Origin of the sequence: Steroidobacter sp. (assembly GCF_036402275.1) — a bacterium.
Classification (GTDB): Bacteria; Pseudomonadota; Gammaproteobacteria; order Steroidobacterales; family Steroidobacteraceae; genus Steroidobacter.
Genome location: NZ_DASWTF010000053.1, coordinates 63,423 through 89,467, shown reverse-complemented (window position 1 = coordinate 89,467; position 26,045 = coordinate 63,423). Strand labels below are relative to the sequence as shown.

18 protein-coding genes are annotated in these 26,045 nt (G+C 62.8%); 9 read left to right on the top strand and 9 right to left on the bottom strand.

Annotated elements, in window-relative coordinates; all coding sequences use genetic code 11:
• Window position 1 precedes the first annotated feature (1 nt).
• The 4 genes from VGD45_RS32205 to galE all read right to left on the bottom strand — a co-directional run bounded on the left by VGD45_RS32205 (window position 2) and on the right by galE (window position 4,605).
• Complete coding sequence (locus VGD45_RS32205) at window positions 2-1,339, bottom strand: sigma 54-interacting transcriptional regulator (protein ID WP_322110941.1); 1,338 nt, start codon at window positions 1,337-1,339, stop codon at window positions 2-4.
• A complete protein-coding gene (locus VGD45_RS32200; RefSeq protein WP_331159521.1) occupies window positions 1,308-1,994 on the bottom strand; it encodes a hypothetical protein in 687 nt (228 codons plus the stop codon). Before VGD45_RS32200 ends, VGD45_RS32205 begins: the two co-directional genes overlap by 32 nt.
• Before the next feature lie 6 nt (window positions 1,995-2,000).
• Window positions 2,001-3,455: a HAMP domain-containing sensor histidine kinase gene (locus tag VGD45_RS32195; RefSeq protein ID WP_331159520.1), complete on the bottom strand. Its 1,455-nt coding sequence runs from the start codon at window positions 3,453-3,455 to the stop codon at window positions 2,001-2,003.
• 154 nt (window positions 3,456-3,609) lie between these two features.
• The gene (gene galE, locus VGD45_RS32190) at window positions 3,610-4,605 is read right to left on the bottom strand and encodes a UDP-glucose 4-epimerase GalE (protein ID WP_331159519.1); all 996 of its coding nucleotides are present in this window, start codon (window positions 4,603-4,605) and stop codon (window positions 3,610-3,612) included.
• A 206-nt stretch (window positions 4,606-4,811) separates the two neighbouring features.
• On the opposite strand from galE, the gene VGD45_RS32185 reads away from it, so the two are divergent.
• The 9 genes from VGD45_RS32185 to VGD45_RS32145 all read left to right on the top strand — a co-directional run bounded on the left by VGD45_RS32185 (window position 4,812) and on the right by VGD45_RS32145 (window position 18,339).
• On the top strand, window positions 4,812-5,801 hold the full coding sequence (locus VGD45_RS32185; protein ID WP_331159518.1) for a serine/threonine protein kinase: 990 nt from the start codon (window positions 4,812-4,814) through the stop codon (window positions 5,799-5,801).
• Window positions 5,802-6,012: 211 nt separating this feature from the next.
• The gene (locus tag VGD45_RS32180) at window positions 6,013-7,791 is read left to right on the top strand and encodes a hypothetical protein (protein WP_331159517.1); all 1,779 of its coding nucleotides are present in this window, start codon (window positions 6,013-6,015) and stop codon (window positions 7,789-7,791) included.
• Between the two features lie 62 nt (window positions 7,792-7,853).
• A complete protein-coding gene (locus VGD45_RS32175; protein ID WP_331159516.1) occupies window positions 7,854-8,459 on the top strand; it encodes a hypothetical protein in 606 nt (201 codons plus the stop codon).
• Window positions 8,460-8,577: 118 nt separating this feature from the next.
• On the top strand, window positions 8,578-9,783 hold the full coding sequence (locus VGD45_RS32170) for a DUF4331 family protein (protein WP_331159515.1): 1,206 nt from the start codon (window positions 8,578-8,580) through the stop codon (window positions 9,781-9,783).
• Window positions 9,780-10,625: a DUF4198 domain-containing protein gene (locus VGD45_RS32165; protein WP_331159514.1), complete on the top strand. Its 846-nt coding sequence runs from the start codon at window positions 9,780-9,782 to the stop codon at window positions 10,623-10,625. The genes VGD45_RS32170 and VGD45_RS32165 overlap by 4 nt, the downstream gene beginning before the upstream one ends.
• On the top strand, window positions 10,622-11,452 hold the full coding sequence (locus VGD45_RS32160) for an AraC family transcriptional regulator (RefSeq protein ID WP_331159513.1): 831 nt from the start codon (window positions 10,622-10,624) through the stop codon (window positions 11,450-11,452). The genes VGD45_RS32165 and VGD45_RS32160 overlap by 4 nt, the downstream gene beginning before the upstream one ends.
• A 213-nt stretch (window positions 11,453-11,665) precedes the next feature.
• Complete coding sequence (gene typA / locus VGD45_RS32155) at window positions 11,666-13,504, top strand: translational GTPase TypA (RefSeq protein ID WP_331159512.1); 1,839 nt, start codon at window positions 11,666-11,668, stop codon at window positions 13,502-13,504.
• 247 nt (window positions 13,505-13,751) lie between these two features.
• Window positions 13,752-17,312, top strand: a complete 3,561-nt coding sequence (locus VGD45_RS32150) for a PAS domain S-box protein (RefSeq protein ID WP_331159511.1) — start codon at window positions 13,752-13,754, stop codon at window positions 17,310-17,312.
• A 313-nt stretch (window positions 17,313-17,625) separates the two neighbouring features.
• Window positions 17,626-18,339 carry a 2OG-Fe(II) oxygenase gene (locus tag VGD45_RS32145; RefSeq protein ID WP_331159510.1) on the top strand — a complete coding sequence of 238 codons (714 nt, stop codon included), beginning with the start codon at window positions 17,626-17,628 and terminating at the stop codon, window positions 18,337-18,339.
• Here the strand turns inward: VGD45_RS32145 and VGD45_RS32140 are convergent.
• The 5 genes from VGD45_RS32140 to VGD45_RS32120 all read right to left on the bottom strand — a co-directional run bounded on the left by VGD45_RS32140 (window position 18,336) and on the right by VGD45_RS32120 (window position 25,619).
• Window positions 18,336-18,995: a hypothetical protein gene (locus VGD45_RS32140; protein WP_331159509.1), complete on the bottom strand. Its 660-nt coding sequence runs from the start codon at window positions 18,993-18,995 to the stop codon at window positions 18,336-18,338. The two genes, VGD45_RS32145 and VGD45_RS32140, sit on opposite strands and share 4 nt — an antisense overlap.
• 64 nt (window positions 18,996-19,059) lie before the next feature.
• Entirely contained in the window at window positions 19,060-20,547 is a 1,488-nt protein-coding gene (locus VGD45_RS32135; protein WP_331159508.1) for a tryptophan halogenase family protein, read from the bottom strand.
• 14 nt (window positions 20,548-20,561) lie between these two features.
• Window positions 20,562-21,584 (bottom strand): cupin-like domain-containing protein, encoded by a 1,023-nt coding sequence (locus VGD45_RS32130; RefSeq protein ID WP_331159507.1) that lies wholly within the window; start codon window positions 21,582-21,584, stop codon window positions 20,562-20,564.
• Window positions 21,581-22,333, bottom strand: a complete 753-nt coding sequence (locus VGD45_RS32125; protein ID WP_331159506.1) for a SapC family protein — start codon at window positions 22,331-22,333, stop codon at window positions 21,581-21,583. The genes VGD45_RS32130 and VGD45_RS32125 overlap by 4 nt, the downstream gene beginning before the upstream one ends.
• Before the next feature lie 130 nt (window positions 22,334-22,463).
• Window positions 22,464-25,619, bottom strand: a complete 3,156-nt coding sequence (locus VGD45_RS32120; protein ID WP_331159505.1) for a TonB-dependent receptor — start codon at window positions 25,617-25,619, stop codon at window positions 22,464-22,466.
• Window positions 25,620-26,045: the final 426 nt, after the last annotated feature.

Below are 26,045 nucleotides of genomic sequence, written 5' to 3'. Positions count from 1 at the left end.
ATCAACGCTGCTTGAAGTCTTCCGGCGTCAGCTGGTGACGCGCGAGCAGCTTGTAGAAGTCCGTGCGGTTGCGCTTGGCCAGGCGCGCCGCCTGACTCACGTTGCCGCCGGTGATCTGCAGGATCTGCGACAGATAGTTGCGGGTGAACTCATCGCGGGCCTCGTCGAACGAGGGCAGGCGGGTCGGCCCACCGCCCAGCGCCGCCTGCACCAGCTCGGCGCTGATGATGGGGCTGGTGGCGAGCGCCACGTTCTGACGCACCACGTTTTCCAGCTGCCGCACGTTGCCCGGCCATTCGGCGCTGACCAGCAGCTCGACCGCTTCGGGCGCGTAGATGTGACGTTGCTCGCCGGTCTCCTGGGCGACCTTCTCGAGGAAGTGCGACACCAGCAGCGGCACGTCTTCGCGACGCTTGGCGAGCGAAGGCATTTCGATGTGCACGACGTTCAGGCGGTAATACAGATCCTCGCGGAAATGGCCGCCCATGATGAGCTGCTTCAGATCGCGATGGGTCGCCGAGATGATGCGGACGTTGACCGTGGTCGCATCGGTGCTGCCCACCGGGCGCACCTGATTTTCCTGCAGCACGCGCAGCAGCTTCACTTGCAGGCGCATCGGCATGTCGCCGATCTCATCCAGCAGCAGGGTGCCGCCGTCGGCCGCCTGGAACAGACCGCGATGCTCGCGAATGGCGCCGGTGAACGCGCCCTTCACGTGACCGAACAGCTCGCTTTCGAGCAGATTCTCCGCCATGGCGCTGCAATTGATGGCCACGAACGGCCGATTGCGACGCGGGCTGGCCTTGTGGATGGCGCGAGCCAGTAGCTCTTTGCCGGTGCCGCTCTCGCCGGTGATCATGACGCGCGCGTCGGTGCCGGCCACCATGTGGGCCTGGGCCATGCGCTCTTCCATCACCGCGCTGCGAGTGATGATCTCGCTGCGCCAGTCTTCGGTGGTGTCGGCGAAGCCGGAGACCTTGAGCGCCTTCTGCACCTGGTCGAGCAGTTCCTGCTTGTCGACCGGTTTGGTGAGGAACGCGAAAGCGCCGCTCTGGGTCGCCTGGACGGCGTCCGGAATCGTGCCGTGAGCGGTCAGGATGATGACGCGCAGGCCGGGGGCACGGCTCTGGATCTCTTTCAACAAGCCGATGCCGTCCATCTGGTCCATGCGCAGATCGGTGATCACCAGATCCGGACGGACGCGGGCCAGGGCAGCCAGTGCCGCGGCGGCGCTTTCGACAGCGTCGACCTCGTAATTTTCGGCACGCAGACGAATCGTGAGCAGCCGGAGCAGCCCCGGATCGTCATCAACGACTAGCAGACGGGCTTTGCGTTTCACTTGGGGCGGCATCGCGATTGCCAGGGGGCGTGGGACTGCGTTCAATGATAGACCTCTCGATTTCTTTGATCGCGTCCAGCTTCTGCTGGGCTTCGGCGAGGGCACGGCGCAGACGTGCGTTCTCTTCGATCTGCGCCTGAATGCGCTTGTCCGAGTTTGCCTGCGTCCGACTACGGTCGTCGAGTGTCGCAAGCAACCGACGATTTTCAGCCTCGAGCTTCAATCTAACATCGGTTTCGTGCAGCAATACGGCGGCAAGCGTTCGCTCATCCTGCGTGAGCCGCTCCGGCGTGGCCAGCAGCGTTTCCAGCAAACGTTTGCCCTCCGAGGGACTACTCGCAGGATGGCCGGGAGTTACCAGCGCAACGGCATAACGTAACGTGCTCGCCGTGGTCGGCGCGCGGGTGTATTCGCGCTCGACCTCATAAAACAAATCGGCCTGGCGCGCCGGATCGGGCGTGCTCAGATTGTTCATTACGTCCAGATAAGCGGGCGCATTGCCACTTCCCGAAGGGGTGACAGCCGCCGGCGCGTTCTCGGCAGCCGCGTTCGCCTGCGCTTCTCTGCGCAGACGTTCGGTGAGCGCGCAGCCCTGCGACAGCAGCGCCACGAGGCAGACCGACAGCAGGCCGATGGTGCGGTTGAGCTTCATCATTGACTGCTATGCCGGCTCGTTTTCGAGCGCGGGCGCCAGAGGCAGCCGCAGGCGGAAGTGAGCGCCCGGAAACATGCCGTCGAGGATCTCGATCGAGCCGCCGTGGGCCTGCACGAATTCGGAGACCACCGACAGGCCGATGCCCGTGCCTTTGAGATGACCGGAGACCGGCGCACGGCCGGAATAAAACGCATCGAAGATCGCTTCGCGCTCGTCCTTGGAGATGCCTGGGCCGGTATCGGCGACATCGAGCACCAGGTGATCCTTATCGGCTTTGGCATGAATGAAGATGGTCCCGCCCCGGGGGCTGTATTTGAGCGCGTTCGACAGCAGGTTATCCAGAATCAACTTGAGCTTGGCGCGGTCGGCGTGCAGCTCGATGTCTTGTACTTTCAAATCCAGGTGCACCCGCTGCGCCAGCAAAGTCAGCTGATGCGTTTCCAGCGCCGACTTGATCAGCGGCCGCAGCCGGAACTCGGAGATCTCGAGGCCCGAGTGCCGCGCCTGCCAGGCGCTGAACTCCAGCAGGTTCTCGATCAGCTGCTGCAGCTTGATGCCGTTGTCGCGCAGAATCGTGGTCACCTCGCGCTGCGCGCTGTCCAGTTCACCGACCGCGCCGTCCATCAGCAGTTCCGTGCCTTCGCGAATACTGGCAAGCGGCGTCTTCAACTCATGCGACATATGTCGCAGGAATCGATTGCGCTCCTGCGCCAGCTCCAGCAGCCGCACACGCAGCCATTCGAGCTGCCGGCCCAGGTTCACCAGGTCGGTGGGGCCGCGCACCGCGATCGAGCGCGAGAACGTGCCCTTGCCGAGCTGGCTGATCGCCATGTCGATCTGCCGGATCGGCCGCATCAGCAGAAACGTAAACACCGCCACCAGGATCGCCGTGAGCAGGATCAGCACCGAGGACTGCCAGAACAGATATTTCTGCGTGTCGGCCGTCGATTGCTGCAGACGTGACAATCCGGTCTCGACCTGTTCGCCGGTCACCGCCGACAGCGCGAATGCCGCCTGCCACATGGGCTGGATGGCCTCGACCGCGTCGCGAATCACTTCCGGCGAGGCCGGCGCGGGCGAGAGCAGGGCGGCGTCGATCCGCCGCAGCGAGCTGCGCAGCGCTCGCAGCTGCGCGCCATGCTCCGGATCGACGGCGACCGTTTCGATGCTTTCCAGCGTCGCCAGCAGCCGCTCGCGGCTGTCGCTATAGACATCGAGCAGGCCGGGATCGTTCAGCACCTGATAGAGCTTGGCGCTGCGCTCGATGGGCGCGATCTGCTGAAACAGCTGCTGGGTGTAATGCGTGGTCTGCACGCCGCTGCGAACCAGGGTCGCGCTTTCTTCGGAAAGATTGCGGACCTTGGTTGCGGCAATCACCACGCCCAGCAGCAGCGGGATGGAAACCAGCGCGAAACCGGTCAGCATCAGGCTGTTCAGAGAGCTCGGGCGAGGCAAACGCATGGGGGCGGATTCTAGCGCTCGGAGTGGCTGCATTGCGCGCTCGTAGCTTCTAAAGGGCGCTGGCCTGCCGGGGCAGCCAGGGACAACCTCACGCACCCACTGCGAGTCGGTCTCATGCTGGATTCAGTGCCGTCCTTGGCGGGGCCTGGGACGGTTAGTTCTTTTGCAACCCGGGTTCCTGCTGCAGGCGGCGCTCCCACGCCAGCTGCGAGCGGACGATGGCTTCGAGGTCGTCATGCTGCGGAACCCAGCCCAGCAATTCGCGGACGCGCTGGGCTTTGGCGACGAGCGAGGGCGGATCGCCCGCGCGCCGGGGTTCTTCGATCGTCTTCAGCGGCTGGCCGTTCACGCGGTTCACGGTCGAGATCAGCTCGCGCACGCTGTAACCATGCCCGTAACCACAGTTCAACGTGACCGACACGCCGTTGGCGCGCAGGTAGTCGAGCGCCTTCAAATGCGCGCTCGCCAGATCTTCGACGTGGATGTAATCGCGCACACCGGTGCCGTCGGGCGTCGGATAGTCGGTGCCGAAAATCGAGATGTGCGGACGTTTGCCCACCGCCGTCTCGGCCGCCACCTTGGTGAGCAGGGTGGCTTTCAGAGTCGACTGACCGATGCGCTGACCCGGGTCGCAACCGGCGACGTTGAAGTAACGCAGCACCACGTAGCGCAATGAGCTCGCGGCGGCGAGGTCGCGCAGCATCCACTCGCTCATCAACTTCGAGGTGCCATACGGATTGATGGGCTGAGTCGGGCTGTCCTCGGCGGCCACGCCGCCTTCGGGAACGCCATACACCGCGGCGGTGGAGGAGAACACGAAATGTTTGACGCCGGCTTCCTGGCAGCCCTGCAACAGGTTGCGGGTCGAACAGGTGTTGTTGCTGTAGTACTTGAGCGGGTTCGACACCGATTCAGGAACGATGGTGTTCGCGGCGAAGTGCATCACCGTGTCGATGCGATGCTCGCGGAGCAGGCGACTCACCAGCTCGCGATCGCCCGTGTCGCCGACCACCAGCTCACCGTGCAACACCGCCGAGCGGAAGCCGGTGGACAGATTGTCCAGCACCACCACCTTTTCCTGGCGCTCGCCGAGCTGCCGAACAACGTGACTGCCGATATAGCCGGCGCCGCCGGTGACGAGGATGGTCATAGTTTGTGATCTGGTCCGTTGAAAAGATTGCTGCGCCCGATTCTAGCAGCTGCGGTCCGCAGAGTAGTTCATCCACGGGCAAGCCGTCGTCACGTCGCTGCATCCAGACAGGCGCCGCCGACACAATCAGCGATAGACGCGGATCGTTCCCGCCGGTCACCATTAGCAGTTGCCAGTTCCAGTTTTCATTGTCCATGCCCAAATCGATGACGCGCCCTGATCCCCATCCGTACGACCGCTTGACTCCCGACGTGATCATTGCCGCCGTGGAATCGCTGGGCCGCGATTCCGATCGGCGCATTCTTGCCCTGAGCAGTTACGAGAACCGCGTGTATCAGGTCGGCATGGAGCAGGGCGCGCCGCTGATCGTGAAGTTCTATCGGCCCGGCCGCTGGAGCGATGCGGCCATCCACGAGGAGCACGGCTTTGCGCTGGAGCTCGCGGCGGCCGAAGTCCCGGTGGTGCCGCCGCTGGTGCGCGACGGGCGCACGTTGTTCGAATACGAAGGCTTTCGCTTCGCCTTGTTCGAGCGTCGCGGCGGTCGCTGGCCCGAGCTCGGCTCGGCCACCGAGCGGGAGTGGATGGGCCGCTTTCTCGGACGCATTCATATGATCGGCCGCCGGCAGCGATTCCGTTATCGCGAACGCATCGACATCGGTCGCATGGGCGAACAGTCGCGTGAGTTTCTGCTCGCCGAGGGCTGGATCCCGGCGCATCTCGAGGCCGCTTACGAGTCGCTGACGCGCGATCTGATCGATGCGATCCGCGAAACTTTCGACAGCGCGCGCGGCGTGGCCGAGCTGCGCCTGCATGGCGATTGCCACCGCGGCAACGTGCTTTGGACCGACGAGGGACCGCACTTCGTCGATCTCGACGACTGCGTGACGGGCCCGGCGATTCAGGACCTGTGGATGTTGCTGTCGGGGAGCCGGCGCGACATGGCCGAGCAGTTGTCACAATTGCTGGAAGGCTATTCGCAATTCGCCGATTTCGACTATCGCGAGCTGGCGCTGGTGGAAAGCCTGCGCACGCTGCGCATGATTCATTATTCGGCGTGGCTGGCGCGCCGCTGGGCCGATCCGGCGTTTCCGGCAGCATTCCCATGGTTCGTCGAGCCGCGCTACTGGGAAAACCAGGTGCTGTCGTTACGCGAACAGTTGGCCGCGATCGGGGAAGGTCCTTTGGAGCTGCGCTGAACGCATACTGAATGCCGCGTTTTCCGCCACAGGCGCAACGCGGCGTCAATCGGGAATGCGACCGCATCGACTTTTTGCGCGGTAGCCGCTGTGATAGCGTGCCGCGCCAATCGGCAGCGCGTGTGTTTAAAGGACACTGACCTAGTCGCCGGTACGGACATCGAAGCAACGCAAACATTCGCCCTGGGTGGGGCGCTCGAGTACTGAACAAATGCCGCAGGAATTCTCCCGTTTCGCTCGCTTGTTCATTGCCATGGCCGGCTTCACGGTGCTTGCCGCTTGCGGTGGCGGCGGTGGCGGCTCGCTCGGCGGCGGCGATCCTCCTCCTGGAGGCAACCCTCCTCCCGGGGGCAACCCTCCGCCCGGCAGCGGCAACGTCACGGTGAGCGGCCGGATCACGTTCGATCGACTGATGTTCCAATCCACCGGCGGTTTGGCTGGGAACGCTCCGGTCGAGATGCCGGCCCGTGAAGTGGTGGTTCAGGCCGTGTCCGGCAGCAACGCGCTTGCCACCACGACGACGGACGCCAACGGTAATTACTCTCTCACCGTGGCGGCGAACACCAACATGTTCATTCGTGCGCGAGCGCGCATGGAGAAGTCGGGTAGCGCGCCGACATGGACTTTCGTCGTTCGTAACAACGCCAATTCCGATGCGGAGTACGTGCTGGACGGCGCCAGCTTCAATAGCGGCACCGCCAATGTGACGCGCGATCTGCGCGCGACTACGGGCTTCAGCGGCAGCAGCTACACCGGCACTCGGGCAGCGGCTCCGTTCGCGATTCTCGATACGGTCTATCGCGCCAAGCAGATGATTCTCGGCGCGGACTCCACTGCGAGTTTCGAACCGCTGAATCTGTATTGGAGCACCAGCAACCGAACCACGGTCGACGGGTTCTGTCCGGACACTGGCGACATCGGCACGTCGTTCTATTTCCGCGACCCGAGCAACACCACCACCGATAACTGCGCTCAACCCTCGGTGTTGCCTGCCGGCATTTACATCCTGGGCGATTTCCAGGGCGGTGACGGCGACACCGACGAGTTCGACGCGCACGTGATCGCGCACGAGTTCGGCCACTACTTCGAGGATCGTTTCAGCCGCTCAGATTCCATCGGCGGCGAGCACGGCGGCGGCGATCAGCTCGATCTGCGCGTCGCCTTCGGCGAAGGCTGGGGCAACGCGTTCGGCGCCATGTCGCTGGGTGACCCGCAGTATCGGGATTCGTTCGAGGGCATCTCTCGGGACTTCGGCTTCAATCTGGAGGCCGACTCGGCCAACGACGGCTGGTATTCGGAAGCCTCGGTGGGCGAAATCCTTTGGGACATTTTCGATACCAACACGCCCGCCGAGTCGGGCGACAGCGTTGGGTTGGGCTTCGCGCCGATCTATCAAGTGATGACCGACGAGCAGGTCGACACGCCGGCGCTGACCAGCATTTTCTCGTTCGCCGAAGCGATCGGCTCCTCCGGCGGCATCGGCACGTTGTTGAACAACGAGGACATCAACGGCAACGACGAGTTCGGCGCGGGCGAGGACAACGACGGCGCCGACCCCGGCTTCACGGCGGTTTACACCAACGTTGCGGTGGGAACGCCGGTCACGGGCCTGTGCAGCACCTCCGACGCCAGCGGCAACATCGACGGCAACAAGCTCGGCAATCGTCGCTTCCTGCGTTTCGTGAAGAACACGTCGGGATTGGTCACGATCACGGCGAACGGGGTCGCCTCGGCCGGCGTGTCGGGCTCGCAGGCGGCGGCCGATCCGGACATCCTGGTTCATTCGGGCGGGCAGGTGCTGGATTTCGGCACGAATGTCGACGACGAGCCCATCGGCCAGAGCAGCGCCCCCGGCTCGGAAGTGATTTCGCAGGTGCAACTGGCCGCCGGCACGTACGTGCTCGAGGTGTACGCCTGGGAAGTGATCGATCCGAGGCAGAGCGTCACGACGCCTCGTTGCATGTCGCTGAGCATCAGCGGCACCAATTGAGCAGGTAACGAGGCTATAGCGGGTCACCACCCGAAGCGCGTCATAATAGAGGCATGATCAGGATGAAGCTTTCACTCCGGCAGTTGCTGCTTTGTGTTCCGATGGCCACTCTGGCGTTGCTGGGGGCCTGCAGTTCCGAGCCCGAGCCCGCCGCCGCGGCGCCTGCTCCGGCGCCGGCGCAAACCAAGCCCGTGGTCGCGAAGACCTCCGAGGACGAAACCAAATCGTTCGCCAAAGCGGTGGGCGATGGCAAGCCGGGCGCGGCGGTGACGATCCGCTACGAGTTCAGCGGCAAGCCCGCGATCGGCACGCCCACCGAGCTCGACGTGGCGTTCATTCCGAGCGCCGGCGTCGATTCGCTGGAAGCGACCCTGAGCGGCATGGACGGCATCACCCTGGCCGGTCCGCAGACCGCGAGCTTCAACTCGGTTGAATCGGGCAAGGCGTATCGCCACAAGCTGTCGGTGCTGCCGGATCGCACCGGCGTGTACTACATTACCGTCTCGGTGAACACGCAGATCGCCGGTTCGAGCTTGGGTCGCACCTTCTCTATTCCGTTCGTGGTCGGTCAGCCGGTCGCACAGCAGAAGGCCGCGCCCGCGACAGATGACAAGGGCGAGCCGATCGAGTCGATGCAGGCGGAAGAGAACAGCGAGCCGAAGAAATAATTGGGAAGCAGCCCTCGATGGCGACCCGCTGTTCCAAGTCGCTAAAGATTTCGACAGCCCGCGAGGGGATCCCCGCATAACGTTACGTCCATCGTCACACACGATGGACACGTAACGCATGATGCAGAAATTCACAGATCGCGGCCGAAGCTTTCGGCCCGCGATGTTGACGGCAACCATCCTGGTCGCCACCCATCCCACGTTCGCAGCAGATCATCTCGACACGCCCAGCGTGATCGCAGATCCGCGCGCCGACATCGGCGACCTGTTTGCCTGGACCTCGTACGACGGTCGCAGGCTCCACCTGGCGATGACGCTGGTCGGACACACTTTCTCGGATCAGCTCGAATACACATTTCACATCGACAGCGGCAAGCGCTTCGGGCAGACCGTGGCCACGACTTCGATCGTGTGCCGGGTGGATAAATCCCAAGCGGTCGATTGCAAAGCGGGTGACATCGACGTCGCCAAGGGCGATGCCAGCAACGCCAAGGGTCTCGAGAGTCGCGACAAACGCTTCCGTGTTTTCGCCGGGCTCCGCGACGATCCCTTTTATAACAACGTGAAGGGCACGCGAGACGCTTATGGTGTCGCGGCCGCGGCGATGATCAGCGGCTCCGCCGTCGATGCCGCAGGATGTCCCGCGTTCGGCGCTTCGGAGGTCGCCTCGATTCTGGAGAAGTGGCGTCACACCGACGGTGGTCCGGCGAAAAACTTTCTGGCCGGCTGGACGCCAGCGTCATTGGTGGTGTCCGTGGATCTGCAGGCCGTCAACAAAGGCGGAACCATGCTTGCAGTATGGGCGACTACCGCTCGCGGCCAAACGCAGATCGACCGCATGGGTCGTCCGCTGACTGGCAATGCGTTGCTGGGCTCGTTCTCGGACGAGGAGGTGAGCGATCGGCTGAAGGAGCGCTATAACAGCGCGACGCCTGCGACTGGCGCCGAGTTCATTCCGGAGATGCAGAAAACATTGGCCATCTACGATGGGTTCGACGGTCATTGTGGCGATCAACTGCTCGCCGATGGGAAGACCCAGTCGCCGTCGCGCTATCGCGCACTCGCCACTTTGCTCGCTGACGACCGGCTGTGGATCAACAGCGAAGCGTCGCTGTGCGGCGAGTTCTTCTCGGTCGAGCTTGCGGCCGTGGCGCATGATGATTCCATGATGATCTTCTGCGGCGGCAGAACTCCAAACGACGACGCCATCGATGTGTATCGGTCGCTGTTGTCGATGGGCAAGGCGAAGGGCATCGACGATGGCGTCGACCGCGACGAACGTCAGCACTCCTCCAGTGAATTTCCCTTCCTGGCGGCGCCATGAACAAGCACAAGGTTTTCGCGCTCCTGATGGCGATGGGCTGTGCCTTGCCGGCGGCCGCGCATGATTTCTGGATCCAGCCACAGCAATACTGGTCGCAGCCGGACGCCGCGATCCCGATCACGCTGCAAGTCGGACACGGCTCGGAGCGGCAACGCTCGCAGATTCGCTCGAATCGCATCGCGAGTTTGTTCGCGGTCGCGCCCGACGGAACAATGGAAGACATGCGAGCGAGCTTGCGTTTGCGTGGCCTGCAGGATGACGGTCATTTGCACTTCAGCGTGCCAGGCACCTACCTGGTGGTTCTGCAAACGGACGATCGCGGACGCAGCGCGTTGCCGGCGCACCGTTTCAATGAATACGCGAGAGCGGAGGGGCTGACGGGTGCTCTCGAGCAGCGCGAGCGCACTGGCCAGATGTCATCGCAAGCGGCCGAAAGCTATCGCCGTGTGAGCAAGGCCATCGTGCAGGTGGGCGCCGTGGAGATGAATCGCCAGGCCCACGTCACGACTCCGCTCGGATTACCTTTGGAAATCGTTCCGGAACGCAGCCCTTATGCGGAGCCGCTGGCAGGTGAGCTGCCCGTGCGCGTCTTCTTCGAAGGCCAGCCCCTGGCAGGCGCACTCGTCAAGCTCACGCAGCTCGAACACGACGCTGCGCCGGTGGAGATGCGTCGGACGGATTCATCCGGCCGAGCCAGCTTTTCGGCGCGGGGCAGGGGAGCCTGGCTGCTCAATGTCGTGTGGACCAAACCCGCGGCGGCCTCCGCCGAGGTAGACTTCGAAACCACTTTTTCGAGTCTGAGCTTCGGCTTCGTTTCCGAACGGACCGCACACGCGCCATGACCGAGCTCGCCATCGACGATTTGCTGACCACGCAGGCCGTGGCGATTCGCAACGTCCACTGCGACGGCGGCTGTCGTCACAAAAGCCCGGAGGAATGTCCGGGCTCGACCTATCTCGTGTTTCCCTATCGCGGCGTCTATGTGCGGCACCTCGGCCGCAGCGATGCGGTCGCCGAAGCCAATCAGGTGCTGTTCTTCAACCGATCGGAAAGTTATCGCATCAGTCATCCGCTGCGTGGTGGCGATGCGTGCCTGTCGATCTGGGTGCGCGACGATTTGCTTCTGGAATTGGTGTCCCGAGAGCATTTCCAGGAAGGCGAGGCCGTGATGTTTCGCAGGCAGCGCATGAACATCGATCCGCGGACGCAGGTGCTCGCGGCCCAATTGCGCCACAGCCTCTCGAATAAATCGATCGAGCCGCTGGAAGCGGAGACGCTGACGTTGACGCTCATCCGGCGCGCCTTGGGCGAGCGGACCTCACATTTGACGCGCGCGACTCACGGTCGGCTGAAGCTCGTAGATCGGGCCAAGCTGGTGCTGTCCTCGGAGCTTTCGCGACGTTGGACGCTCGTGGACATCGCAGGGGAGGTGGGCGTGTCACCGGTGTATCTGACACAGACCTTCGCGCAGGTCGAAGGCGTGCCTCTGTACAGATATCAACTGCGGTTGCGCCTCGCCCGCGCACTCGACCTGCTGGCCACCTATGACGATCTTTCGTCGCTCGGCCTGGAACTGGGCTTCTCCAGCCACAGCCATTTCACGGCGGCCTTCCGACAGGCCTACGGACGAACACCCGCGGAGTTCCAGCGCTCGGCCCATCTGCGCTGACTTGGTGCGCCCCGGATCGGCTCCAAGCCCCTGATGTGTCAGGAGCTTTACAGAAAGCGCAGGTTTCGTAGGCAGACGCCTTCCGGTTATCGCGTAGGGGCCGCCCAGGCGGCGGGATTCACACAAATAATCGAGTCGGAAGGTGGCCGGAACTGCGCCGTCCCTCTACAATGCGCGGCTCTTTTGCCCCTCCCACCCCCCACCGGTCCCCGCGTGTCCACTTCACAGCTTCGTAACATCGCCATCATCGCCCACGTCGATCATGGCAAGACCACCCTGGTCGATAAGCTCCTGACCCAATCGGGTACGCTCGATGCACGCAAGGCCGTGCCCGAGCGCGTGATGGATTCCAACGCGCTGGAAAAAGAGCGTGGCATCACCATTCTCGCCAAGAACACCGCGATCCGCTGGCGCGACTACCGCATCAACATCGTCGACACCCCGGGCCACGCCGACTTCGGCGGCGAGGTGGAGCGTGTGCTGTCGATGGTCGACTCGGTGCTGCTGCTGGTCGACGCCGTCGACGGCCCGATGCCGCAGACCCGCTTCGTCACGCAGAAGGCGTTCTCGCACGGTCTGCACCCCATCGTCGTGATCAACAAGATCGACCGCGACGAGGCGCGTCCGAGCTGGGTGCTGGATCAAACATTCGATCTGTTCGACAAGCTCGGCGCGTCCGAATCGCAGCTCGACTTCCCGGTCGTGTACGCCTCGGCGTTGCGCGGCATCGCCGGCAACGCGCCGGACCAGATGGGCACGGACATGACGGCGCTCTATGAAGCCATCGTCAAGCACTGCCCGCCGCCCGATGTGAACGAACAGGGTCCGCTGCAGCTGCAGGTCAGCCAGCTCGATTATTCGAGCTACGTCGGCGCGATCGGCATCGGCCGGATCAAGCGCGGCAAGATCCGCAAGAACAGTCCGGTCGCGGTCGTCGACAAGGACGGCAAGGTGCGCAACGAGCGCATCATGCAGGTGTTGGGCTTCCTGGGCCTGGATCGCGTCGAAGTGGACGAGGCGAGCGCGGGCGACATCGTCGCCTTCGCCGGCATCGAGCACCCGCAGATCTCCGATACCGTCTGCGATCCGGCCAAGCCCGAGGCGCTGCCGGCGCTGGTCGTCGATGAGCCGACCATCAGCATGACGTTCGAAGTGAATACGTCGCCGTTCTGCGGTCGCGAAGGCAAGTTCGTGACCAGCCGTCAGATTCGCGAACGTCTGCAGCGTGAAGTGCGCCATAACGTGGCGCTGCGCGTGGAAGACACCAACGATCCGGATAAATTCCAGGTCTATGGCCGCGGCGAGTTGCACCTCGGCGTGTTGCTCGAAAACATGCGTCGCGAAGGCTACGAGCTCGCGGTTTCCCGTCCCCGCGTCGTGCAGAAAGAAATCGATGGCGTGATGTGCGAGCCGTGGGAAACCTTGGCCGTGGATCTGGACGAAGGCTCACAAGGCGCCGTCATGCAGGCGCTCGGCGAGCGCGGCGGCCAGCTCACCAACATGGTCCCGGACGGCAAGGGTCGCGTGCGTCTGGATTACAAGATCCCTTCGCGCGGTCTCATCGGCTTCCAGACCGAGTTCCGCACCATGACCTCGGGCCTCGGCCTGATGCATCACATCTTCGATCACTTCGGTCCGGTGCTGGACAAGGAAGTGGGCCAGCGCCAGAACGGCGTGCTGATCTCCAACGGCCAGGGCAAGGCGCTCGCCTATGCGCTGTTCAGCCTGCAAGAGCGCGGCAAACTCATGAGCTCGCACGGCGACGAAGTGTACGAAGGCCAGATCATCGGCATTCACAGCCGCGACAACGACCTGGTCGTGAACCCGCTCAAGGCCAAGAAGCTCACCAACATGCGCGCCGCCGGCCGCGACGAGAACATCATCCTCGTCCCGCCGATCCGCTACACGTTGGAACAGGCGATGGAATTCATCGCCGACGACGAGCTGGTCGAAGTGACGCCGTCGAACATTCGCATTCGCAAGCGTTTGCTGAAGGAAAACGACCGTAAGCGGGCGGGTTACAAGTCGTCCTCGGAAGACGCCGACGAATAATTTTTGCCGATTCGAACGGGCGGTCCGGTGCAATGCCGGACCCGCCCGCAAGGCAGCAATGCTGTCTGCAATCTCAGACATAACGGCAATTCTGCGTTAGTCGTTTACCTTGCTTTCACATAAATCCGGGAGCTGTTTCACACCTCCTTGAGCGTCAACACCTTACGATGCTCGGTAATTTGCTTCACAACTCAGAGTGGGGACGATATCGGCGCTGACCGCGCGCCGTGCCCGTCGGGAAGACGACATGCATCGACTGCTAGAACAGCAGATCAGGGAAGCGACGCAATCCGGCGGTGAGCTGGACCTCGGCAAGCTGCTTGCCGCGGTCGGCAATTGTTATACGAAAACCGACGAGGAACGCCGTGGCATCGTGCGTTCCATGCAGCTCATGTCCGATGAGGCCACGCAGCTCACTCGCGAGTTGCGGGAGAGCACGGCGAGCCAGCTGCAGGCGGTGCTCGATCACGTGAAGGACGTGATCATGACTGTCGACGACGCCGGCCACATCGCCTCGATCAACGCCACCGGTCAGCGCGTGTTCGGTCACGCCGAAGCTGACGCGATCGGTCGACCCTTGAGCTTCCTGCTGCCGCAGGTCACGGCAAAACAATCCATCACCGCCGAATTGGAGCAACTCGCCGCGCGGCTCGACGACACGCAAGTCGATCTGGCTCCGCACGAGACGCTCGGCCAGCGCAGCGACGGCACCCAGTTCTCCGCCGAGATCGCGGTCAGCAAGACGCGCATGAATCGACGCGACGTGTTCGTCGTCTGTCTGCGCGATACCAGCGATCGAAAGATGGCCGAGGCTGCTCTAAAAGACAGCGAGGCGCGCTATCGCACGCTCGTCGAGCATGCGCCGGAAATCATCGTCGTGGTCGACCTCGACGAGAATCGCCTGGTCGATGTGAACGAAAACGCGGTTCGTTTTTTCAAGATGGATCGCGAGTCTCTGCTCAAGAGCAGCCCGGACACCCTGTGTCCGCCGCATCAGCCGGATGGCTCGCTGTCCTCGCACGCCAATCGCACTCAGTTCGATCGCACGCTGGCGGGCGAGGCGCCCGTGCTCGAATGGGTGTTCCGGGACAGCTTCGGTAACGACATTCCTTGTGAAGTTCGTTGGGTGCGATTGCAGTCTCACGGCCAGCGGCTCGTTCGCGGCAGCATCACGGACATCACCGAACGTAAGCGCTCCGAGTTGCTCGCTGCCGGCGAGCGTCGCGTGTTCGAGCGCCTCGCGGCGAACGTCGATCTGCGCATAACGTTGCAGGCCATCACCGATGTGGTCGAGCGTGTCGCACCGGATTGCGTCTGCGCGATCCGCATGCTCGATGACGAAGGCAAACATTTGACGTTGTGCTCGGGCCCGCGGTTGCCGGCGGTCTACGCGCAGGCGATGGAGGGCATCGCGGTCGCTGCTCGTAACGGCTCGTGCGCGGCGGCGGTGTATCTGCAGCGGCAGGTGATCGTGGCGGATATCGCTCGCGATGCGCTGTGGGAGAACACGCGCGATGCCGTGCTCGCCGCGGGACTGCGCAGCTGCTGGTCCACACTGATTCATTCATCCGACGGCCGCATCTTAGGCACGTTGGCGTTGTACTTCCGCACGCCGAAGAGTCCGTTGCGTCGGGATTTCGAGTTGATGGCGCGCATGACGCAGCTCGCCGGCATCGCGATCGAGCGACGCTTCGCCGAGAACGCCTTGCGCGATAGCGAGGCCCGCTATCGTCGGTTGTTCGATAACGTGATGGAAGGCGTGTACAGCTCCACCTACGATGGTCGCTTCGTGTCCGTGAATCCGGCGTTGGCGCGAATGATTGGCTATTCGACGCCGACGGAACTCTTGGCGCTCCCGCCCGCCAGCATGTATCACGATCCCGCCGAGCGTGCGGCCATCATCGCCGCCATTGAGAAGGATGGCGAGGTTCGCAATGCCGAGTTCCAGATGCGACGCGTGGACGGCACCATCCTCACGGTGATCGAGAGCGCACGCGCCGTTCGAGACAAACACGGGCAGATGATCGGCTACGAGGGCACGATCTCGGATATCAGCGAGCGCAAGCGCGCCGAGACTGCGGTCTTCGAGGAAAAGGAAAAAGCGCAGGTCACATTGCAGTCCATCGGTGACGGCGTCATTACCACCGATGCCAACGGTTGCATCGAAACGTTGAATCCCGTGGCCGAGAATCTCACCGGCTGGGAATCGAGCGAAGCGCGCGGCAAGAAGCTGCACGAAGTTTTCAATATCCTGAATGAAGCGACGCGCGAGCGGCTGGACGATCCAGTGACGCGAGCGTTGCGCGAGGGGCGGGTGATCGCGGTGGCCGATCACACCGTGCTGGTGAATCGCCGCGGTCAGGAGATCGCCATTCAGGATTCGGCGGCGCCGATTCGCGATCGTTCTGGAAAGATCATCGGCGCGGTCATGGTGTTCCATGACGTGAGCAAGGAACGTCGTCTGCGACGCGCGCTTGCCTATCAGGCCAGCCACGATGCGTTGACGGGCCTCATCAACCGACGCGAGTTCGAGAATCGTTTGACTGAAGCGCTGCTGACGGCGCGCTCGGACGAGGGCACGACGCACGCGCTGATGTATCTGGACCTGGATCAGTTCAAGCTCGTGAACGACACGTGCGGGCATCAGGCGGGCGATCGTCTGCTGAAGCAGATCACGGGGCTGCTTCAGACGCGCATCCGGACGAGCGATACGATCGCGCGTTTGGGTGGCGATGAGTTTGGCGTGCTGCTGCAGGATTGCACGGCCGATCGCGCGGCCAAGATCGCCGACAGTTTGCGACAGGCGATTCGTGAGTATCGCTTCGAGTGGCAGGATGGCGCGATGAACGTCGGCGTCAGCATCGGCATCGTCGAGATCAATAGCGCCAGCGAGAGCATCGCGAGCGTGATGGCGGCGGCCGACGTGGCCTGTTATGCGGCCAAGGATTCGGGGCGCAATCGCGTTCATATGTATCAATACAGCTCGGCGCCGGAGCGGCATCGCGAGATGCAGTGGGTGTCGAGACTGACGCGAGCCTGCGAGGAGAATCGGCTCGAGCTTTATTACCAGCCGATCGTTCCCATCGGAGCTACGCGCGATACGCGCGGGCATTACGAATTGCTCCTTCGCATGCGTAACGAGCAGGGCGAGCTGGTGCAGCCGGCGGAGTTCATTCCGGCGGCGGAGCGCTACAACGTGATGCCGATGATCGATCGTTGGGTCGTGAGCCAGGCCCTCGGCGCACTCGCACACTATCGCGGCGACGGTGATCCGAGATTGGGTTACACGTTGTCCATCAATCTCTCGGGCACGTCGTTGAACGACGATCGGTTCCTGGAGTTCCTGATCAATGAGCTGCAGGCCTACGATTTGAGTCCGGGCGCGGTCTGTTTCGAAATCACCGAGACGGCGGCCATCTACAACCTCGCCAATGTCGTCCACTTCATGCGCGAGTTCCGCACGCGAGGATGTTTGTTCTCGCTGGATGACTTCGGCAGCGGCTTGTCGTCGTTCATGTACTTGAAGAACCTGCCCGTCGATTTCCTGAAGATCGACGGCTCGTTCATCCAGAACGTCACCACCGACCACGTCGACCGCAGCATGGTCGAAGCCATCACCCAGATCGGTCGCGCCATGGGCCTGAAAACCATCGCCGAACGCGTCGAAAGCGCCGAGGTCCTCAAATGCCTCGCCGACATCGGCGTGGAATACGCGCAGGGCATCTACATCGCGACCCCGGAGTCGGTCGAGTCCCTGAGCCGAATCACTCGGACGCACCCCCAGCTGCGCTTGGTTCACTCGGCCTGACAAGCCAAGAGGCGTCGGCTCTCGCACGCCGCCGAGGTGGGGTACCTCCTTCCGGCACCGTGCTCCCCCTTGCCCGCGCTATCGCGCGTGCCGCTGGGTCCCGTCCCTGGGCGCACTGTGACGAAAAGGTTCCCTCTTTTTCGACGCTGCCGGAAGAAGGTACCCCACCTCAGCGACGTGCCGACACGTCGTTTGGTGAGTTGAGGCTGCGTTTGTCTTTCCATTGTAAAACTTCTGAGTCTCGCAAGACCCGGAGTGTCAGCGCTCTGGAGTCTGCTTACCCTAACCACATCGTTTTGGTTGGGGTGTATCGGTGTCGAAGAAGAGTTCTGATCGGATCGGCGCGCTCGATTGGCAGCGCATTTCCGACGAGTTGGGTGTGCAAGGCCACGCCATCATCCGGGGTTTGATCGAGCCCGAGCAGTGCGCAGAGCTGGTCGGCTTGTACGCGGATGAGGATCGGTTTCGGAGCCGGGTCGTCATGAAGCGGCATGGCTTTGGGCAGGGCGAGTATCAGTACTTCAAATATCCTCTGCCCGAGTTGGTGGCGTCGCTGCGGACCTCGCTGTATCCGCACCTTGCGCCCATCGCGAATCGATGGAACGAGCTTATGAAAAGCGACGTGCGGTTTCCGGACACGCACAAGGAATTCATCCAGCGATGCCATGAAGCCGGTCAGCTGAGGCCAACGCCGCTGCTGCTTCAGTACGAAGCCGGCGATTACAACTGCCTCCATCAGGATCTGTACGGCGAGCAGGTGTTTCCGTTACAGACAGCGGTCCTGCTATCGCAACCCGGCCGTGATTTCACAGGCGGAGAATTCGTACTGACGGAGCAGCGGCCGCGAATGCAGTCGCGGGCGGAGGTGGTGCCGCTGGAGCAGGGGGATGCGGTGGTATTCGCCGTCCATCATCGGCCGGCGCAAGGAACGCGAGGGATCTATCGAGTGAACATGCGCCACGGCGTGAGCCGCCTGCGATCAGGGCGGCGGCACACGCTCGGGGTGATCTTCCACGACGCGACTTAGGCTGCCGCAGCAGGACGATGGCCATCGCGCAGCGCTGCTTTGGCGGCGGGCGGTTCGATGGTTTCGCCGGCTTCGCGAGCGATGGCACACAGCAGGCGCACAGCGTCGCCGGGCTTCTTGTCGCTGCCGGTGGCGAGTTTCAGCTTGTGGTGCTCGAACGTTGCGCGCAGACCCTCGGCAGCGATTCGAAGCGCGTCCTCCGGACCGCCTTGCTTCATTTCGCCAATTGTTTCGTCTGCCGCCTGTGCGGCGCGGGTGAGCCAGTCGAGCGTTTGGGTGCTCTGCGGGCGGGCGAGCACCGGAGAGCCGAAGAGCTTGGTGCCCAGCGCATCGAACGCCTTGCGCTCGATCGCATTCGCTTTGCCGCTGTTGGCCTGTTGCAGCCACTCGGCGAGAGCGCTGGCGTGCTTCTGGAAGGTACGCAGCGACTGCCGCAGCTCAGCCTGAGCATCGCCCACCCGAAGTGCCTGCTCCCGACGATAGCGCTTTGCGAGGCCAGCCACGTGCTCGACGAACTCGTCGGCGTCCTTGATCTCGCGGGCGACCGCTTCGAGCCGCTTGCCGATCTTCACGACCTTGGCCGGCGCAACGTCACGCTCGGGGGCGGGGCGGCTCTTGCTCGCAGGCGACTTGGATTTGGCGGATTTGACGGGCATTGGGGCGCACACGGCTTCGTTGGAAGCCGCTATTTTGCACCAACCCCGGCAGCCGCGCTAAAGGTTACGCCGTCGTCCGGCAGTAGCTGTTGATGAAGTCCTGATGCCGAGGAAGCTTGGCGACCGTCTGGGCGACGCTGGCCTTCATGCTGTTGAGAGCCCGCGCGAGATCCTGCTCCTGCATGCCGCGCGGTGAGGGGTGGTAGTGCTTGGGAACGATGCCTTGACCGAGCAGCACCTGCACCCATGAGTCCACGCGGAACAGTTCCCCGTCGGCTTGGAAGGCGTGGCCGCCTTCCTTGAACATTTCGATGCGCCGGGACAGCGACGCCGGGATGTCCATGTTCCTGCAGTAGCTCCAGAACGGCGAGTCGTCCCGCTCGGTGGTGTGATAGTGCAGGATGATGAAGTCGCGGATCTTCTCCATCTCGACCCGCGACTCGTCGTTGAATTGATCGATGAACGTCTGGTGCACGCCGTTGAAAGGAAACATCTGCATCAGCCGCGTCACGCCTGTGATGATCACGTGGATGGCGGTGGACTCCAGAGGCTCGACGAAGCCGCTGGCCAGCCCCATGGCCACGACGTTCTTGTTCCAGGTCTGACGCCGGCGCCCCGGTTTGAACTTCAGTACGAACGGCGGCCGCACGGGATTGCCGCTGACCGCCTGCATGAGCTTCTGTTTTGCGTCGTCATCGGACAGATAGCGGCTGCAAAACACGAAGCCGTTGCCCATGCGATGTTGCAGTGGAATCAACCAGCGCCAGCCGGCCTCGTGAGCGATAGCAACGGTGTATGGATTGGGCGCGCCAGTGATTTCGGTCTGCACGGCGACCGCGCTGTCACAAGGCAGCCAGTGCGACCAATCTTCGAAACCGGTGTGCAGCGTCTGCTCGATCAGCAGGGCTCGGAAGCCGGTGCAATCGATGAACAGATCGCCGGGGACGACTCGCTCCGACTCCAGCGTGAGCGATTCGACGAAACCCGTCGTGGCGTGCTGCTGGACGGATTTGATCTTGCCTTCGACGCGCTTGACCCCAAGATTCTCGGCGAAGCGCCGCAGGAAGCGCGCGTAGGCAGTCGCGTCGACGTGATAGGCGTAATTGATATCGGATTGGGGCGACGTGCCGAAGCGGCCTTGCTTCGCCGCGAGCCATTCGACGCAGTATTCGCCGAGCTCCGAATTCAGCCCGTGGCGCAGGCCGTGCAGCCAGAAGTGATGAAACTCGCACAGCCACGTGGGTTTGCCATGCCGGCCGAAGGGGTGGATGTAACGATCGCCGATCTGGCCCCAGTTCTCGAACCAGATGCCGAGCTTGAACGAGGCAGAGACACTGCGCATGAACTCCTGCTCGTCGATGCCGAGCAGTTGATGAAACACGCGGATGGGCGGCACCGTCGACTCGCCCACGCCGATCGTGCCGATTTCCTCCGATTCGACCAATGTGATATCGAGTAACGGGCCGAGCTGTTTGGCGAGGGCGGCGGCGGCGATCCAACCGGCGGTGCCGCCGCCGGCGATGACGACTCTCTTGACGGGCGTGGGGCTCATTCTTGCTCCGCGGATCAACGATTCAAATTGTTGAGCAGCATCGCGCGGATGCGGCGTGCGCTGCTGTCATCGATCGGCCCGAGTGCGCCGCGCGCCTGTTCGGGCAGATGCTCGCCGGCGCGGTCGGCGGGACCGAACACGTAGTACTCGAATATTTCTTTCCACGCGCGCTTCTCGCGCTCGGGACGATCCCGCAACGTCCAAAGCGCGTGATACAACGCGTTCATCGGCGAGGGAATGAACTTCGGCGACGTGCTCCACCAATAGTTGATCAAGGTGTTGAACGGGCTCAACGCCTCGACGTGATGCCACCACAAGCTCGGGATGAAAACGGCGTCGCCCGGTTCGACTTCCGCGACTTGCCCGGCGGCGAGAGCTTCCCGAAAGCGCGGGAAGCGCTCGAAGTCGGGGTTCGAGAAATCCACCAGGCTCACGGCCTGACCGCCGGGCGTCGGCTCCAGCGGGCCCGGATAGAGATTGACGATCTGCTCCGGTGGAAACATCGTGAAGCGTCGCTGGCCGACGGCGACGCAGGCGAGGTTGTTGGGTGCGTCGTAATGACAGGACGCAATGGTGCGATTGCCGATCCAGATGCTCGCGAGCGGCTCGAAGCCGTGGCTGGCGAACGGCACATCGTTGTCGCGGCGAAAGCCCGGCAGACAAGCGTCGATGGTGGTGGAGCCGATGTAGTTGGTCGGCGGGCGGTCGTCCTCGATGTGCTTTTCGATGTCCATCAGCACGTGATCGAGCGGCGCGCGCTGGCTGAGGAAATTCAGCTGCGTATAGTCGGCGTTGTAGAACAGCCGACCTTTGATGTGCGGATCGCCCCGCGACGTGCCGACCGTCTTGCCGTTATAGAACGATCGCAGGTAATTCATCGCCTCGTGCCGCGAGCGCAAACCGGCTTGCACCAGCGGCCATTGTGAAACCAAGCCTTTGAGGACGACCGGCTCGTCGCCCGCCAGCAGCTCCGGAAGCGGCAAGGTCTCGACGGTGTAGCCCTCGAGCTCGCGCGTTCGCTTGGTTACGCCGGTCATGATGCCGCTGCCACCTCCGCGTGCTGGCGTCGCCGCCGATGTTTCATGTCGATGAGCTTTTTCACGTTGTTTAGCGAGGCGATCACGAGGAAGGCGCCTTGTAAAAAGCCCGCGCTGTTCAATTTGTACAGCGTGTCGCCGTCGAGTCCGCGCAGCCGTTCCTCGCTGATGGTGTACAGCCCGCGCAGATTGAACTGCTCCTCGTTGCTGAATTTGATTTCCACGTTCACCGGCTCGATCAAGCTCGCCGCGGTGAAGGCGTCGAACATGGCCTTGCTGAGCGCGAGCCCTTGATGGATGCCCTGCAGGATGGTTCCGATGCGATCCAGATAACGGCTGTTGCCGCCTTGAGGAAGAAACACGGGCTCGCCTTCGGTGTGGCTGATCCGCGGACTGTCGAGATCGACGTGGATGACGGGTTCCCTGCGCAACTCGCCGTCTATGTCTTGGTTTTGAAAGCCGATCAGGAACGGTCCGCGGGCCACGATGCCGGGGATGTAGGCGGCATTCCAGCCGTGCTCGTCGAGGAACAGGTTTTCGTCCTGCTGGAAGCCGAGCAGGGCGATGGATTGAAACTCCCCGGTTTGCGCGTCCTTGCGGAAGAAAATCGGATACTCGCGTTGCACGTCGCCGTACTCGGTGGGGAAGGTGAGTACGGTGCCGACGTTGTCGCCGAATTCGGCGCCATGGCGAGTGATCACCCGCAAATCCTTGTGGGCGATGTTGTTGAGCATCACGTGCCGTGCCAATTTTTCACCTCGGGATCGGGCATCCTGCCACGACCCTCGGGCGAGCAGCAAAAGGCGTGACTTTTGCTGCTCGCCCGCCGCCTGCGTCGGCGGGGTACGTCCCTGTACCCGGGGATCGTTGTAGATGCCGCTAGAACTTGTAACGCGCTCCGAAAGCGTAGCGCGCTCCCTGGTCCTCAACATACCAGGGTTGCATGACCGAGCGCCCGTGCCATCGCACGTCCTCTTCCGTGAGGTTGATGCCTTCCAGCGATAGCGACAGGTTCTCGTTCACGTCGTAGCCCACGCTCAAATCGACCTGGTAGTACTCCTCCACGTACTCGGGGTTGCGGAAATTGCCGCGGTTGGTGTTCTGCAGGAACTCATCGCGCCAGTTGTAGGCGAGACGCACCTGGAAGCCGTAGTTCTCGTACATCAGGATCACGTTGGCCGAGTCGCTCAGACCCAGCAGCGCGAACTGGTTGATGTTCGGGTCGCCGGCGTCGTTGAAGCCTACGTCGCCGTTCACGAAGGTGTAGTTGGCCTGGATGCCGAACCCGGTGCTGCCGAAGAAGTGCTGACCGCCGAGCTCCCAGCCGTCGATGGTCGCGTCTGCGTTGTTGATCGGGCGCGTGACGTTGAACTGGTACTCGGGGTCCTCCGGGGTCGGCAACAGGTCGTACTGGGTGGCGAAGGCCAGGTGCTGGGCCTCGGTCTGGTTGAAGTTCTCGGCGCCGCCTCTCCAGGTCACGCCGTTGTGCACGAACTCCTCATCCGGATGCTCCATCATCGCCATCATCACGAACAGATTCGTGTCGTCCGTGCGCCAGCCGCCCGCCTGTAATGCGGCGAGGGCCGCCTGCGCGCGCGGGCCGCTCGTCTGATCGGTGATGCCGAACAGGCCCCTCTGGTTCACTTCCTGGCCGATGAAGTTCTTCACGTCCTTGCGGAAGTAGCCGGCGGACAGATAGCTGGCGTCGGCGAAATACCATTCCACGGACAGATCGTAGTTATTCGACTCCAGCGGCTCCAGGTCCGTATTCGACTCGTTGGCGGTGGGGAACTGGCCGTTGATGGTCGAACCCTGCGAGCCGCCGACATCGATGGCCGCGCGCAGCTGATTGTATTGCGCCCGAGCAATGGTCTTGCTGTAGGAGAAGCGCGCTTTGACGTTCTCCACGACCTCCATGTCGATGTCGAAGTTGGGCAGGAAGTGATCGTAGTCGGTCTCCTCCTCCAGGGTCACGTTGGTGATCCCCTGCCATTCCGAGAAGTCGTTGTTGTCCTGCCAGATCAGGCCGCGAGGCAGGAGTTGGTTGGAGACCGCTTCGACATCCGTCTTCTCATATCGCAGGCCCAGCAGCACGTTGGTAGGTCTGGAGAACAGTTCGGTACGCAAGCCGTACTGGAAGTAGGCGGCCACGGTGTCTTCGGACACGGTGTGGTTCTGATCGAAGGCCGGGTTATAGGACAACACGCCGTTGGTGTTGGTCGCGTCACGCCAGGTGCCGTAGTTTGCGACCGCCCACTGCGCGAGCGCGTTCGCATCGCCTTTCCAGCCGGAAGCCGGCACGCCTGGCGCGCTGAAATCCTCGAACTGGTTGATCAGGCTGAACGGCTGCAGCAGATCCCGCGGCAATTCGCCGGGGGAGGAGACGCCCCAGTCGCCCAGAGTCATCTGCGCGTTCGAAGCGCGCTGACGCGACTCCATCGCGCGCGTCTCGATGCCGAACTGCACGCGATTGTCGTCGTTGAACTCCAGCTTGCCGTCGAGGCGCGCCTGGGTGATGTCGCTGACCTGTTCCTGATAGTTGATACGCAGGTACTGGCTGCCCAGGTGATCCGGCGTGAAAGCAAAGTTCGGATCGCCGCCGGAGGCCGGGATTCCAGTCGTCGGCGCGGTAAACAACGTTCGCGTCGCCCGCGGCAGGCCGTCATTGAAATAGAACGTTTGCAGGAAACGATTGGTGCAAAGGTTTTCGTTCACTGCATCGCACGTGCTGGGCACGCGCGCCGCGAAGCTGAACAGCGTTTCGCCGCCACCCGTGACCGGATCGCTCGGCAAGCTCTCGGCCTTGGAATCGTGCACGTCCAGAGCCAGCGAGAAGCGGTCGGTGACCTGCCACTCGGCGTTGAAGCCAATGGAATTCAGCTCGTTGGTCTGCTCGCGATGCTGTTGCTCGAAGCCGAAATCCTTGGTGACGCCTTCGTCTTCGGCCAGCACCATCGGAGTCGCCACCGCGCGGCCGGTGTCGAATTCCACGAAGTGGTAGCGGTTCGCGTTCATCCACAGCGTCTGGTCGCCGCGGTCTTCGATCAGCTCCATCTCCGCATAGGTGTAGTCGGCGGTCAGGGTCAGCGTATCGGTAGGAGCGAACTGCATCGTCAGCTGCGCATTGGTGCGCTCGCGTTCTCGATCCGAGAAGTGATATCGAATGTCATTCGGGATCGCATACAGCGAGCCGACCGCCGGCGCATTGATGATGGTGGCGTTGTCCGCGAACTGGGTGGTCTGTGCGCCAGGCGTCCACCGACGAATGTTCCAATCGTTGACGGTCGAGCTGGAGGAGCCGCTGTCGCGCTTCTGATAGCTTGCGGACAGGCCGACGCCGAAGTTCTTGTCGTCGTTGGCCCAGCTGAAGATGCCAGAGACTTCCGGCGTGAAATCGTCGCCGGTGCGATTGGTCGTGTCGTTGACTGCCTTGACGCCGACGTTCACGACAGGCTCGCCGTTGCCGTCCAGCGGACGAGCGGTCTTGACGTTCAGCGTGGCGCCGATGCCGCCGGTGGTGATGTCCGCGCGGCCGGTCTTGTAGACCTCGATGGCGCTGATGCTTTCGCTCGCGAGGTTCGCGAAGTTGAACGCGCGGGTCTGGCCGGCGATGCCGCCGTCGCCCGATCCGCCACCGCCATAAGCATCCGCGGCCGGCATGGTGCGACCGTTCAGGGTCACCATGTTGTATTGAGCGCCGAAGCCGCGCGCGGTCACCAGCGCGCCTTCACCGTTGCGGCGATCGATGGAAATGCCGGTGATGCGTTGTAACGATTCGGAAAGGTTGCTGTCTGGAAACTTACCGATGTCTTCGGCGCTGATGGCGTCGACCACGCCGATGGCGTCGCGCTTGATGTCCATGGCCGATTCCAAGCTGGCCCTCATGCCGGTCACCACCACTTCTTCCAGTTCGGCCTGTCCTGGCGTGGTGGAGGATTGCTCTGCGGCGGCGGCTTGAGCGTTTGCCCCTTGCAAAGGCGCAACCGAGGCCAGCGCCGCGGCAATAGCTACCGCGAGCCTGTTCTGTCTCATCATCACGATTCCCCCTGATTAGCGGACGTCGATCAATGCACTGCTAAAAGCTGCTCCAAAGTTCTACGCGGGCGAGCGCGGCCGATACCGCTACCATCGCCGTATGTAGCTGCGCCCACGATGCCTGTCCTCAGTGGCTGCGATGAGGACTGGCGCGGAAGCGACAGCTGGCTGCGGGTCGACCGAACGCGTCGGTCGACCGGAAAATATCGGCACGATTGCATGGGCCCCGATATGGGCCCTGATAAGAGGTAGGGCAGGAGACGACGACGACCAGTCCTGACATCGCTGTCAATTCGCGGTGCTTGTTGAGTCGTTCCATCCTGTACGACACGATCGGTCCCCCACCTGATAACGCTATCATTCTTCGCCATAAGATGATCCAGTCCGCGGCAGTTTGCAACTCCTCATTGCAACGTTGTCATAGCC

Excerpts from the sequence above, each read along its gene's own strand:
- VGD45_RS32185 (WP_331159518.1), top strand. The coding sequence starts at position 4,812 with ATGACGCGCCCTGATCCCCATCCGTACGACCGCTTGACTCCCGACGTG.
- VGD45_RS32170 (WP_331159515.1), top strand. The coding sequence starts at position 8,578 with ATGATGCAGAAATTCACAGATCGCGGCCGAAGCTTTCGGCCCGCGATG.
- VGD45_RS32150 (WP_331159511.1), top strand. The coding sequence starts at position 13,752 with ATGCATCGACTGCTAGAACAGCAGATCAGGGAAGCGACGCAATCCGGC.
- galE (WP_331159519.1), bottom strand. The coding sequence starts at position 4,605 with ATGACCATCCTCGTCACCGGCGGCGCCGGCTATATCGGCAGTCACGTT.
- VGD45_RS32195 (WP_331159520.1), bottom strand. The coding sequence starts at position 3,455 with ATGCGTTTGCCTCGCCCGAGCTCTCTGAACAGCCTGATGCTGACCGGT.
- VGD45_RS32130 (WP_331159507.1), bottom strand. The coding sequence starts at position 21,584 with ATGACCGGCGTAACCAAGCGAACGCGCGAGCTCGAGGGCTACACCGTC.
- VGD45_RS32135 (WP_331159508.1), bottom strand. The coding sequence starts at position 20,547 with ATGAGCCCCACGCCCGTCAAGAGAGTCGTCATCGCCGGCGGCGGCACC.
- VGD45_RS32120 (WP_331159505.1), bottom strand. The coding sequence starts at position 25,619 with ATGATGAGACAGAACAGGCTCGCGGTAGCTATTGCCGCGGCGCTGGCC.
- VGD45_RS32160 (WP_331159513.1), top strand. The coding sequence starts at position 10,622 with ATGACCGAGCTCGCCATCGACGATTTGCTGACCACGCAGGCCGTGGCG.
- VGD45_RS32165 (WP_331159514.1), top strand. The coding sequence starts at position 9,780 with ATGAACAAGCACAAGGTTTTCGCGCTCCTGATGGCGATGGGCTGTGCC.
- VGD45_RS32200 (WP_331159521.1), bottom strand. The coding sequence starts at position 1,994 with ATGATGAAGCTCAACCGCACCATCGGCCTGCTGTCGGTCTGCCTCGTG.
- VGD45_RS32140 (WP_331159509.1), bottom strand. The coding sequence starts at position 18,995 with ATGCCCGTCAAATCCGCCAAATCCAAGTCGCCTGCGAGCAAGAGCCGC.
- VGD45_RS32175 (WP_331159516.1), top strand. The coding sequence starts at position 7,854 with ATGAAGCTTTCACTCCGGCAGTTGCTGCTTTGTGTTCCGATGGCCACT.
- VGD45_RS32180 (WP_331159517.1), top strand. The coding sequence starts at position 6,013 with ATGCCGCAGGAATTCTCCCGTTTCGCTCGCTTGTTCATTGCCATGGCC.